Source organism: Priestia sp. D51, from assembly GCF_053345675.1.
Genome location: NZ_JBLTIR010000005.1, coordinates 321,762 through 334,612, shown reverse-complemented (window position 1 = coordinate 334,612; position 12,851 = coordinate 321,762). Strand labels below are relative to the sequence as shown.

At 38.7% G+C, this 12,851-nt stretch carries 9 protein-coding genes; 4 read left to right on the top strand and 5 right to left on the bottom strand.

What is annotated here, in order from left to right:
• Positions 1–68: 68 nt before the first annotated feature.
• Both ACNHOZ_RS21340 and ACNHOZ_RS21335 read right to left on the bottom strand, forming a co-directional pair.
• Complete coding sequence (locus tag ACNHOZ_RS21340) at positions 69–1,067, bottom strand: tRNA dihydrouridine synthase (protein ID WP_014457691.1); 999 nt, start codon at positions 1,065–1,067, stop codon at positions 69–71.
• Positions 1,068–1,459: 392 nt separating this feature from the next.
• Complete coding sequence (locus ACNHOZ_RS21335) at positions 1,460–3,358, bottom strand: PhoX family protein (RefSeq protein WP_048021655.1); 1,899 nt, start codon at positions 3,356–3,358, stop codon at positions 1,460–1,462.
• A 381-nt stretch (positions 3,359–3,739) separates the two neighbouring features.
• Here ACNHOZ_RS21335 and ACNHOZ_RS21330 point away from each other — a divergent pair, with 381 nt between their 5' ends.
• Entirely contained in the window at positions 3,740–4,582 is an 843-nt protein-coding gene (locus tag ACNHOZ_RS21330) for a PepSY domain-containing protein (protein ID WP_255906588.1), read from the top strand.
• 40 nt (positions 4,583–4,622) lie between these two features.
• Here ACNHOZ_RS21330 and ACNHOZ_RS21325 read toward each other — a convergent pair whose 3' ends face one another.
• Both ACNHOZ_RS21325 and ACNHOZ_RS21320 read right to left on the bottom strand, forming a co-directional pair.
• Entirely contained in the window at positions 4,623–6,071 is a 1,449-nt protein-coding gene (locus ACNHOZ_RS21325) for a sensor histidine kinase (RefSeq protein WP_255906586.1), read from the bottom strand.
• The gene (locus tag ACNHOZ_RS21320) at positions 6,068–6,751 is read right to left on the bottom strand and encodes a response regulator transcription factor (RefSeq protein ID WP_255906670.1); all 684 of its coding nucleotides are present in this window, start codon (positions 6,749–6,751) and stop codon (positions 6,068–6,070) included. The genes ACNHOZ_RS21325 and ACNHOZ_RS21320 overlap by 4 nt, the downstream gene beginning before the upstream one ends.
• 228 nt (positions 6,752–6,979) lie before the next feature.
• Here ACNHOZ_RS21320 and ACNHOZ_RS21315 point away from each other — a divergent pair, with 228 nt between their 5' ends.
• The 3 genes from ACNHOZ_RS21315 (at position 6,980) to ACNHOZ_RS21305 (ending at position 11,122) form a co-directional block, all read left to right on the top strand.
• Positions 6,980–8,017 (top strand): PepSY domain-containing protein, encoded by a 1,038-nt coding sequence (locus tag ACNHOZ_RS21315; RefSeq protein WP_255906585.1) that lies wholly within the window; start codon positions 6,980–6,982, stop codon positions 8,015–8,017.
• 193 nt (positions 8,018–8,210) lie between these two features.
• The gene (locus tag ACNHOZ_RS21310; protein ID WP_255906584.1) at positions 8,211–9,410 is read left to right on the top strand and encodes a class I SAM-dependent rRNA methyltransferase; all 1,200 of its coding nucleotides are present in this window, start codon (positions 8,211–8,213) and stop codon (positions 9,408–9,410) included.
• A 278-nt stretch (positions 9,411–9,688) separates the two neighbouring features.
• Positions 9,689–11,122 (top strand): anion permease, encoded by a 1,434-nt coding sequence (locus ACNHOZ_RS21305; protein WP_028409745.1) that lies wholly within the window; start codon positions 9,689–9,691, stop codon positions 11,120–11,122.
• Between the two features lie 28 nt (positions 11,123–11,150).
• On the opposite strand, the gene ACNHOZ_RS21300 is transcribed toward ACNHOZ_RS21305, so the two are convergent.
• Entirely contained in the window at positions 11,151–12,602 is a 1,452-nt protein-coding gene (locus ACNHOZ_RS21300; protein ID WP_048021665.1) for an alpha-amylase, read from the bottom strand.
• Between the last annotated feature and the right edge of the window lie 249 nt (positions 12,603–12,851).

Genomic DNA, 12,851 nt, shown 5'->3' with positions numbered 1-12,851 from the left:
ATCATATGTGGATAAATAGCAAACGTCTATAAAATAGAACAATTGAGTTTAAGCAAACGAGCTCTTATTTAAGAAACAGAAAAACCTTCGTCTTCTTTCACTCCAGCTCTGTCTTTAAACTCATCAAGCAATGCACGCACTTCATCAGTCGTTTCCGTGCTCATGAGTAGATTTCTTAATTCACTTGCACCGCGGAATCCACGAACGTAAATTTTGAAAAAGCGTCGAAGCGGTTTGAAAGGGCGCGGCTCTAGCTCTTCAGAATATTTGTCATGAAGGTCTAGCTGCAGGCGAAGAAGTTCTAATAGCTCTTCGCTTGTGTGCTCTTTCTTTTCTTTTTCAAACGCAAACGGATTATGGAAAATTCCGCGTCCAATCATAATTCCATCAACGCCGTACTTCTCCGCAAGTTCAAGACCTTTCTGGCGGTCAGGAATATCACCGTTAATTGTTAGTAGCGTATGAGGCGCGATTTCGTCACGAAGCTTCTTAATCTCCGGAATTAACTCCCAGTGCGCGTCAACATCGCTCATTTCTTTTTTCGTACGAAGGTGAATAGAAAGGTTCACGATATCTTGTTCTAGAATGTGCTTCAGCCAGTCGTACCACTCATCAACTTGCGTATAGCCAAGACGAGTCTTTACGCTTACTGGAAGCCCTCCAGCTTTGGCTGCCTGGATAATCTCAGCCGCAGTATCTGGACGACGAATCAAACCAGAACCTTTTCCGTTTCCTGCAACGTTCTGCACAGGACAGCCCATATTAATATCAATGCCGCGAAAGCCCATTTCGGCCATGCCGATACTCATTTGACGGAAGTATTCAGGCTTGTCTCCCCAAATGTGCGCAACGATTGGCTGTTCATCATCTGTAAACGTCAAACGTCCTTTTACGCTATCTTTTCCTTTCGGATGGCAATAGCTTTCCGTATTCGTAAACTCTGTAAAAAATACGTCAGGTCGTGCTGCTTCAGTCACAACATGGCGAAAAACGACATCCGTCACAGCTTCCATCGGTGCCAAAATAAAAAACGGACGCGGCAACTCATGCCAAAAATTATCTTTCATCTTATATCTAAACCCTTTCTTTTAGGGAAAACATCTTCCCAAAATTAAAAAGTGTAATTTCTTTTATAAGGTTGAATGCTAGTATAAACTTCAACCAATATATACTTTAATGGTATGGAACGAAAAGTGCAAGGGAACGAGACATTTTGTTTAGCTGGAAATACTTATTGAAACGAATTTTATATCTAGCATTAGTGGGGCATAAGGGAGCCTGAAGGGATATACCGGATACTTACCAATAAATATGCTAACGCGTTTGGGGCTAGGCACTTTCTTTAAGGATATTATAAAGTATTCACCATAATTGTGGTTGCGATAAGCGGTTTTATAAATAACTTCTACTATATAAAAACCACGTCTGTCACTCACAACAGACGTGGTTTCATTACGTATTAATGCTTTTTGTAAGGAGCGCCGTCCTTAGAAGGCAGTCCAGAAATGTATCCGACACCACCAGTTTCTTGAATGCCAATGCTTTCTTTCATTGCATTAGCTAACTCTTCTTTATCAACAGCGGTAATATTTTTGTCGCTGATGTCCTCGCCCGGGTGCTGATAGTTGCTTAGTACGTAGCGAGAGTTTTTAATGTTTTCTACTGCACGAAGTCCCGTTGCTTCTGCTCCCACTGGAACCGAAAGGATGCGTGATAGTTTTTTGGTTTTTACATTATAGGCCCATACAAAGTTGTTTGTGTGCAGTGAGCTGTCTTCTCCGATAAACAGTGTATTTAAGTCATTTGAATACGTAAGGTTATCAGGGTTGGCAATTTTATTTGGATCCGCTGTATTGCCGTATGCATCTGCTTTTTCTAGGTCTTGTCCAATCAATAGCCCTTCCATACTTGCAGGAACGTAGCGGCTGTTAATCTTGCCTTTTGCTTGGTCTTTTTGATGCGAGCCTAAGTTCAGCTGGTAGGTCACACCAGACTCTAATTTTGGAAGCTGAATATCATCTTGTACAGCACCAGGCTCTTTTAGCATGGCACTATTTTGGTAAGAAATAGCCATATACGCTTTTTTGTCTTTTTTATTAACCGTTAGTCCTTCCATCTTGTTGAATTCAGACGTGGCACCTAGAATCGCACCGTATCTGCGTGATTCTAAAAAGGCAGCTGCTTTTTCCATGCCAGGCTTTACTTTTAAATATTCAACTTTTTTACTTGCGGCGGTTTTGACTGCTTTAAATCCTTTTGTAGGCTGGTCGGCTGTTTCAAAAATATCACTAAATTTTGTGCCTTTGTCGATTATTGTTTTCACTTCATTGTCTGTTGCATGGCCAAGCTTAATCCACTGAAGGTCGCCTTTCCCTCCATTTTTTGTGCTCGTTTGTTTAAACTTTGCGGCATAAAGAGTTCCTGCTGAGAAGTCTTTTTCCTTATCTGCTACATACATAAACATCATGGTATTAGAACCATCGTCTCCAAAAAGAGCGGTTTTATTATCTGGAAGTACCTGCATCATTTCATGTGAAAAACGGCCTGTGCTGTAATGTTTTACGACAGACGCATCGCCGCTTTCATCCACTGAAATTTCTGGAATCCAGCCGTAGTAGTAAGGGTTTGCTTTTGACGTGTCACCGAAATAAAGCTTAGCGAAGTTCGTAACGTCTTTATAAGAGCTAGATGCAGGGTCTTCAAAAGCGCGTGCATCAGGCTCGTATTCTTCTGAACCGAGGTGAGTACCCCAATCCGTTGTAGAGCCATTACACGGCGTCCACAAACCATTTACATTAGAAAAATCAATTTTTTTAGCATGGTTGACGGTTAGTTTTCCTGTTTTATCATCTCGATCAACTTGTGTAAGCGTCATGGAAGCAGGAAGACCGGAAATCTCTTTTCCAGCATTATTAACAGATTCGTATTCATAATGTGAAATAATATAAGACTTACCGTTAATGGTAATAAAGCTGTTTGAATCCGGCGCGTCTGATACGTACGGTGATGGCTGATCAGGAACGCTTCGGTCAATAATTGGATCCCCGTTTGCATCGATTGGTGTACCTGCGGCGATTAATTCTCCTTTATTATCGACAATTTTATCTTTTGAAAGAAAGAGTTGGTTATAGTTAAGCGGCGTTTTTTCCACACTTCCATCTTTATACGTTACTTTTACAGAGGCCTCTGTATACGTTTTAATCATATTCTCAATCGTAGTAGGTGCTTTCATTGGCTGAAACTCGACGCTTTTGATTTGTTTTGGATGTTGAACTGGATGATGCTCTGCTGCAAAAGCAGAAGCGGCGCTAGAAGCTAAGAGAGTGAGAGATAGTCCAAGAGATACTCGTTTTTTCATGGTTGATAACCTCCAAATCGTATTCATACATTTATTAAATCATTTGATTGTTGAGGAAATATGAAGAGAAGCATTGGATTTGTTGAGCTGTTGTTAAGAACGTTGAACATTTAGATGACAAGTTTAACTAGAAGTTATTCAGCTATCTTTCAGAATTTGTTCAGATAGCATTCAGCTGGGCTTCATAGTGAATTCATGTTCCGCTCTTAAAATAAACACATAGCTAAAGAGGACAAGAAGCGCTTTGGCTCGTACAGCAAAAGTGAAAGGTATTTTAGCAGAAAAAAACGTTACTCCAATGGCGCTATTTTGATAAATGACCGCTGCTAAAACCTTTAGCTTGTGCTGTAAATACATTGGAAATTACGCGGAGGTATAATCATGATTGGAAAAGTATTAGCAGGAAAAGCAGTAGTAGCAAAAGCCGTGGGAGGTGCCACAATTGGAACAGCTATCGCTCTTGGTTCAATGACAAGTGCATTCGCTTCAGACGGCCAGCACATTACTTCAACAAAAGCGTCGGCTCATACCGAAGCGGCCACATATACACAAGCTCAAGCAAAAACAATTGCCTTAAAGAACTGCGGAGGAACGGTTCAATCGGTTTCTTTTGAAAATAACGCCTATACGTTTTTAATTCACGGAAAAGATAATCAAGACCATCATGTGAAAGTAAATGCACACAGCGGAAAAGTGGTAAAGGTTGAAAAACTATCTTTTTCTCAAAGTGAGGCACAAGCAGTAGCGGTGAAAAACTGTGGAGGAACGGTTAAGTCGGTAGGCTTCAACGATGGAGTGTATACGTTCTTAATTCATGGAAACGATAGCCGTGACCACCACGTAAGAGTCAATGCACAAAGTGGAAAAGTGATTCAAATTCAAAGCCCTGCATTTACAAAAGCACAGGTTCAATCAATTGCATTAAAAAATTGCAGTGGAACGATTCAATCGAGTTCATATGTAAATGATGTATACACATTTTTAATTCACGGAAAAGATAACAAAGATCACCATGTGAAAATAAACGCTGAAACAGGAAAAGTAATCAAAGTCGAAGCGGTAAAGTTTACGCAAGAACAAGCTAAACAAGCTGCTCTTCAACAGCACAAAGGAACGGTTCAATCTGTTTCATTCAGTGAACAAGCGTACACGTTTGTGATCAAAGGAACAGACAATATAAAACATACTGTAAAAATCAGCCCTCAAACAGGAAAAGTATGCTGATTTGATAAAAAAGACGATTGCTTCAAGGCAATCGTCTTTTTTATGTCAAGGGCAATACGATTTCAAAAGCAGTTCCTGCATTCAATTTGCTTTCTACATGTATTTTCCCCCCGTGCAGCTCTATAATAGATGCGCTAATGGCCAAGCCTAAGCCCGCTCCTCCATATGCCCGAGAGCGTGAAGCATCAGCTTTGTAAAATCGCTCAAATAAATGAGGAAGGTGTTCTTGAGGAATACCATGACCGTTATCTTGTATTATTAACGAAAGTTCTTTCTCATTTATTTTTCCTATCACTTGAATAACTCCTGTAGTTGGATTTGTATGCTGTACGGCGTTGGAAAATAAGTTTAAAACAACTTGTTTAAATTGATCTTTGTTAATGTCTGATGGTAAACGGCTTGGAAAGTCGAATAAAACCTTTCTGTTCCCCGCCAATAGTATGAGTTGAGGTTTCATATCTAAAATCAACTCATCTACAAAACAGTATTCTTTTTGAAACGGTGGAAGTTGATCAAGCTGAGCAAGAAGCAGAAGATCCTGAATAAGTTTGTGCAGTCTTTTGGACTCTCCATACATGCTTTTTAATGCGTCGTTTAATTGTTCTGGATTACTGCTAGCCCCTCTTAATAAAACTTCTAAAAAGCCGTGAATAGATGTAAGCGGCGTTCGCAGTTCATGCGAAGCATCCGCAACAAAACGCCGCATTTGTTCTTTGGCTTCTGTTTCTGCTTTAAATGCTTTTTCAAGACGTTCAAGCATTTCATTAATAGAAAGAGAAAGGCGATCCATTTCGATTTGTCCTTGATTAACAGGCAAGCGGTCATGTAAGCTTCCGGCATTAATATGCTCTACTTTTTTAGTAGTAGTAAACAAAGGGACTAACGTCTGTTTTAAAACAGAAGAAAAAACAAAAAAAGCAATGGTCATTGCGGTAAGTGAAAGCATTAAAAAGATGAGCATTTGTCTGATTAAGAGGTCTCTTAATGATTCTGTGGGAGTATTAATTTGAATAACTCCCTGTATTTCTCCATCAAAGATAATGGGTTTTAAAACAACGACTTGCTCTTGATGACCATCCATTTTTTTTATGAGGCTCGTCGTGTTGTTCGGCTGGTTGCTGTTTTTCATTACTTGTTTGTATGCAGATGCAGAAAGCTTAGGGAAGTAAGAATGATGTGGATCCTTAGCCAGCCGTAAAAAGGTGCTTTTTTGATTGATAAAGGTAATATTAACGCCCGGGAAATAAACCATTGGTCTCGATGATTGTTTTACATTCTGGCTTGTTTCAATATCGTGCTTCCAGACATCATCGGGAATCAAGTGAATTTGGTCTTCGATGCTTCTAATTTTATTTGTGTAAATAAATTGCTTCATAAATACGTATTGAAAAACGCCTATCAGCATCAGTAAGCTCAAAATAACGAGTAAACTTCTAGATAAAAGCTGAAGGCGAAGAGAATTCAGATGAAAGAAACGTTTGTGCTTCATGAAATATCAATCCGGTATCCTACACCGCGAAGCGTTCGAATAACGGTTCGGCTATGGTCCTGTAATTTTTCTCTCAGTGATCGAATGTATACTTCAACAATGTTTTCTTCTCCTCCAAAATCATATCCCCACACTCGATCTAAAATGGTGGATTTACTTAGTACAAGACCGTGATTAATAACCAAGAATTTCAAGAGTGCATATTCAGTAGGGGATAAATCAAGTATGTGATTAAGGTATTTAATTTCTTTGCGGCGGTCATCAATTTTAAATGGACCGATTGATACCTCGTCTAATAGGTTGGGAAATTGATTGCGGATTCTAGCTTGAATGCGCGCAAGAAGTTCTTCAAAACTGAAGGGTTTGACCATATAATCATCTGCTCCAATAGTCAGTCCCTTTACTCGATCGTCCACTTGATCTTTTGCTGTTAGCATGATGACAGCTATATTCCCCATTTTCTTTAACAAACGGCATACTTCAAATCCATCCATTCCCGGAAGCATAACATCTACAATAGCGATATGAGGCTTGAATTCTTTTGCTATATTAATGCCTTCCATTCCGTCTCGGGCAGCTTTGATATCAAATCCTTCATTCGTTAACCCTAAAGATAAAAACTGTAAAATAGTTGGTTCGTCATCTATAAGTAAGACTTTAATTCCTTTTAGTTGATCCATCATGGTGAAAACTCCTTTGCTCCTCTACTTTCTATTATGCTTTTTTATCTGAAACAGCCCTGAATAATAGCTGAAAGCAAGCTGAAAAATAGTAGCTATTCTTATATCTTCAGCTAACTTTAAGCTTCTATTCGTCTTATTCTCAGAAATCTTTTGCATAATGAACGGCGTACTAGATAAAACGCCATAGACGGAAAGTCTAATGGTGAAGGAGGAGGAAATGTAAGGATGATTAAATGGGCAAAAGTATTGTCTACATCTGCTTTAGGAGCTGCAGTTGCATTTAGCTCTATTACAACGAGTCGCGCTGCAGAGATGAAGACAGCGAAAGCAGAGACAACTGAACATGTGAGTATCTCGCAAGCTCAGGCAAATGGCATTGCGCTGCAAGATTGTAAAGGGACGGTCACATCTACGGAATTTAAGCAGGAATCAAGTGTGTATTTGATTACAATTGCAACGAATAACCTTGAGCAAAGAATCGTAGAAGTAAGCGCAAGCACTGGAAAAGTAGTAAAGAAGCAAGACGTGAAGTTATGGACACAAAATCAAGTGAAAGAATCCATTTCTAAGCAGTATACAGGAGCGATTCAATCTATTACATTTAACAAAGAAACGCATGAATATACGTTAACTGTAGTAGATGGCAAAGTAGAATATACGCTAACCGTGGATGGTCTAACGGGGAAAGTCATTCATGAGAATAAAAAAGAGCTGCAGCTAATATCAGAGCAAAAAATAAAAGAAGCAATTGTTAAACAATATAGTGGTTACGTATATAGTCTAGAGTTTAAAGAATCCGCTAGTCAGTATGTCGCAGTGATTCTTAAAGATAGCACTCAATATACGGTAAAGTTAGATGCTTTCACAGGAAAAGTAGTTAATACTTCTCAGCAAGAAGTGAAGCTATTAACGAGACAAGATGCAAAAGATCTTGCATTGGCTACATATGCAGGTAAGGTGAGAATGGTAGAATATGATCAAAACGCAGCGATTTTCACAGTAAAAATAATCAAAGATAATACGGAATCCACAGTTACAATCGATGCGGTTTCGGGTGAAATCACACATGTAAAACATGATAAGCTTCAGCCGTTAACGGAGACCGCTGTGAAAGTTCTTGCTTTAAAACATCAAGAAGGAAAAGTAGAGCATATTGAGCTTATAACAGAAAACTCAATAACTGTATACGTGGTGACTTTAGTGAGCGGAAGCAAGCAGCAGACGCTTAAGTTCGATGCATATACTGGACAAGAGTGCTCATAATTTTTTATCTTAAAACATAAAACATACATTTCATTTTTCATTCATATCAAGCAGAGGGTGCTTCAAGGCATCCTCTGCTTTTCTATTTTGTAACTGGAAACATTACCGGTTATCTATGTTAAGATAAATGTAGATTATTCTCGTAAAATGGATAAAACTAGAATGAACTAAATTAAATAGATAGGGTGTACACATGAGAAAAGAAGTACAAGTTATAGCCAAAGAAGCTTTTATTAAAAAAGTGAATAAAGGTTATCCACTCATTGAAAAAGATGCGCTTGTTGATGGTCATAAACTGCAAGAAGAAGGCGTTATTATTAACTTAGTCACTCCAAAGAATCAATTCTTAGCCAAAGGCTATTATGGAAAACAAAACAAAGGCTACGGATGGATTCTGACGAAGAAGAAAAGTGAACAAATTGACGCGGCGTTTTTTGTACGAAAAATTCAGCGAGCTATTGCCTCTCGTCACGATTTTTATGCGTCTGAAGATACAACTGCTTTTCGTGTATTTAATAGTGAAGGTGACGGAATTGGCGGCTTAATCATTGATTATTATGACGGATATTACGTCACGAGCTGGTATAGTGAAGGAATTTATCAATTTAAAGAATACGTTATTGAAGCTTTAAAATCTGCGCCTAACTTTAAAGGGCTGTACCAGAAAAAACGTTTCAACGTAAAAGGGCAGTATATTGAAGAAGATGATTTTGTCACAGGAAATAAAGGTGAATTCCCTTTAATTGTAAGAGAAAATGGTATTCGTTTTGCCGTTTATTTAAATGACGGAGCGATGGTTGGGGTCTTTTTAGATCAGCGAGACGTCCGTAAAACGATTCGAGATAAATATGCAAAAGGAAAGACCGTTCTAAACATGTTTTCGTATACAGGCGCATTTTCAGTGGCGGCCGCTCTTGGAGGAGCTACGAAAACAACAAGTGTCGACTTGGCCAATCGCAGCTTGGCAAAAACAATTGAGCAATTTAGTGTAAATGGAATTGATCACGAAGCACAGGACATTATTGTGGAAGATGTTTTTAAGTATTTTAAATATGCAGTTAAGAAGAATATGACGTTCGATCTTGTGGTGCTAGATCCGCCGAGCTTTGCTAAATCGAAAAAGCATACGTTCAGCGCGGCAAAAGACTACAAAGATTTATTAAAAGAAGCCATTGCTCTTACAAAGCCAAATGGTGTCATTGTAGCTTCGACGAATGCAAGTAATTTTGATATGAAAAGATTTCATTCGTTTATTGAAAAAGCTTTTAATGAAAAAGGGGAACGCTACAAAATGATGGAGCAGTTCTCTCTTCCAGCTGATTTTAAAACAATAAAAGAATTTAAGTCAGGTGATTATCTCAAAGTCGTGTTTATTCAAAAAGTAAATCGTTAAATGCAAGGCTGCATGATGAACTCATGCAGCTTATTTATTTTGATGAAATAACGCTTACAAGCTATTTTGAAGGGAATAAAATGAAGGTGAAAGATAAAAATTGTCAATATGTATGATAAAATAATAAAGGAATTATGCTCAACACTTCACAAATTTACAATATCATCCTTATGAAACGTATTTTTACAATTATTTTATTTTAAATGGGACAAGTATTGGGTACGAAGGGGAAAGAGCATACTACTATTATTATTTAAAAACATGAAAGGAGAAAGATTATGGCTGAAACAACTAAAAAGCCTGCCGGCGAAGTGAAGTTTATTCCTTTATTAATTTGTCTGGCAATCGGACTTATTTTATGGTTTATTACACCTCCGTCCGGACTTGATGTGAAGGCTTGGCACTTATTCGCTATTTTTGTGGCTACTATCGTAGGTCTTATCATTAAACCATTGCCATTAGGCAGTGTAGCTATTTTATCTTTAACCATTATTGTATTAACTAATACATTAACACTTGAACAATCGCTCAGCGGTTTTCAAAATACAACGATTTGGTTGATCGTTATTGCATTCTTTATTTCTAGAGGTTTTATTAAGACTGGTCTAGGAACAAGGGTTGCCTATATCTTTGTCCGTTTGTTCGGTAAAAAGACGTTGGGACTATCGTATTCTCTTATCGTAAGTGATTTACTTTTATCACCTGCAATGCCGTCTAATACAGCACGAGCTGGAGGAATTATTCTTCCAATCATTCGTTCTTTATCTGAAACATACGGATCGAGAACTGGAGACGGTACGGAGCGCAGAGTCGGTGCTTTCTTAACAAAAGTATCGTTTCAAGGAGATATGATTACATCGGCTATGTTCGTAACGGCAATGGCGGCCAATCCTCTTGCTGTTAAAATGACAGAACAAATTACAGGAAAGACTATTTCATGGGTTGGATGGGCAGCGGCTGCAATCGTGCCTGGAATTATTAGTTTAATTGTTATTCCGCTCGTTATTTATAAGCTGTATCCGCCAGAATTAAAAGAAACGCCGGAAGCATCTGAAATTGCAGCAAAAAAACTAAATGAAATGGGTCCGCTAAAGAAAGAAGAATGGTACATGATTGGCGTATTTTTACTTCTTCTTGTGCTGTGGATCTTTGGCGCTAATTTAAATATTAATGCAACAACAACTGCTTTTATTGGTCTATGTGCGCTGCTTTTAACGCAAGTGTTAAGCTGGTCGGACATCAAAAAAGAACAGGGAGCATGGGATACATTAGTCTGGTTTGCTGTTTTGGTTATGATGGCAACTTTCTTAAATGATCTAGGCATGATTCCTTGGTTCAGTGATCTGATGAAAGGCACTGTTAGTCATATGTCTTGGATGACGGCGTTGATTGTACTAGCTATTGCATATTTTTATTCTCACTACTTTTTTGCGAGTAACACGGCTCACGTCAGCGCTATGTACGCAGCATTTTTATCTGTCATCGTGGCCGCTGGTGCGCCTCCGTTACTGTCAGCATTAATTTTAGCGTTCTTTAGCAATTTATTTGGCTGTTTAACTCACTACGGCAGTGGACCGGCACCGGTGTTCTTCGGTAGTGGATATGTAACGCAGCAAAAATGGTGGTCGCTCGGCTTTTTAATTTCAATTATTCATATTATCATTTGGATTGGAATTGGCGGCTTGTGGTGGAAACTGCTAGGTCTATGGTAAAAAAACAGTGGCGCAGGCCACTGTTTTTTTATGCTTCAGCCCAAACGGATACAGAGCCGCCATTTACAGGGAAGTGTCCGTAGCCGTCTTCTTCAATCACAACTTGGTCTTCTCGGTTCTTTGTGAAGTCGATCCACGTTTGTCCGCTTCGGTGTTCGCCGACGAACATTCTCTTTTCGCCGTCTTCGCCGTTTGACATCACCACAGCGCATCCAGACTTCTCAAATTCCTCTACACCATGCCTTACCCATCCAATGGTATTCGGGTGATCAAAATAATCGTCTTGCTGTCCGTATGCTTTGTCATAGCGTACGTGCAAGAGAGCAGAAATATCTTTTTCTTTTCCCTCAATTGGATGCTCTCCACCTATCCCAAAATAGTCTCCGTAAAATACACAAGGATAGCCGTCTTCACGAAGTAAAATTAGAGCGTAAGCACTTTGTTTGAACCAATCTTCTACCCAAGATTCTAAAGATTCATTTGGCTGAGAGTCATGGTTATCTACAAATGTGACAACATTCAACGGATGAGTCTTAACCAATGTATCATCAAAAATTGTGGTTAAATCAAAATCTCTTCCTTGCTGAGAGGCTTCATGCAGTTTGTAATGCAGCGATACGTCAAACAAATCAATTTGATAATCAATAACGTCTAAAAATTCCTGACAGGTTGTTAATTCTGGATTCCAAAACTCTCCCACAAAATAAAATGGCTTTTCTTGAGAAGAGGACAATTCGTGAGCAAACTCTTTAATAAAATCATGGTTAATATGTTTAATGGCGTCTAATCGGTAACCGTCGCACTGCAGGGTGTCTGCTAACCATTTTCCCCATTTGATCATTTCTTCTCGAACTTCAGGGTGGTCGTAATCAATATTCGCAAACATTAAATAATCGTAGTTGCCAAACTCTTGATCAACATTTTCGTTCCAGCTTTTGTTTTCCCCGGCAATACGAAACACACCTTCTTTTCCATTTTTATCATCGTAATCAGTGCCATTAAAATGATTAAAGTTCCATTTGAAAGAAGAATATTGATCGCCGCGCCCTTCAAATGTAAACTTTGTCCACCCTTCAATTTCAAAGGGTTCAGAAATCTCTTCTGTTCGGTTCATGGGGTCTACTTCAATGACGTGGAAGGTTTCTTTTTCATCCGCTGCAGCTTTATGATTCATCACAATATCAACATAGACATTAATTCCGTGATTATGACAGGCATCAATTGCTTCATGCAGCTCTTGCTTGGTTCCATACTTTGTACGAACGGTTCCTTTTTGATCAAACTCGCCAAGATCATATAAGTCGTAAACGCCGTAGCCATTATCCTCTGATGAAACACCTTTTGTAACCGGGGGAATCCACACGGAATCAATTCCTTGTTCTTTTAGTTGAGGAGCGAGCTCTTTGAGGCGTTTCCAATGCTCGCCATCAGCTGGCACATGCCATTCGAAAAATTGCATAATTGTATGATTCCGTTCCAAGTTAAATCATCCTCCTTTTAAATAAAAAGATATAATCGCTCACGGATAGTTCTTTAGAATCAAATGAGGAATTGATTATATTTTTTCTTTTAACGTTCCTGTTATCCCTATTCCTTAAACCTTTTTCAATATATGATGCTTAAGAAAATCTTAAGATTCCCCCTTCTTTTTTCTTAAGAAATGCAGTTTACAATAAAACCCATAGACGAAATGACCCATGATATACTTTTGAAAGGAGTGTGAGAAATC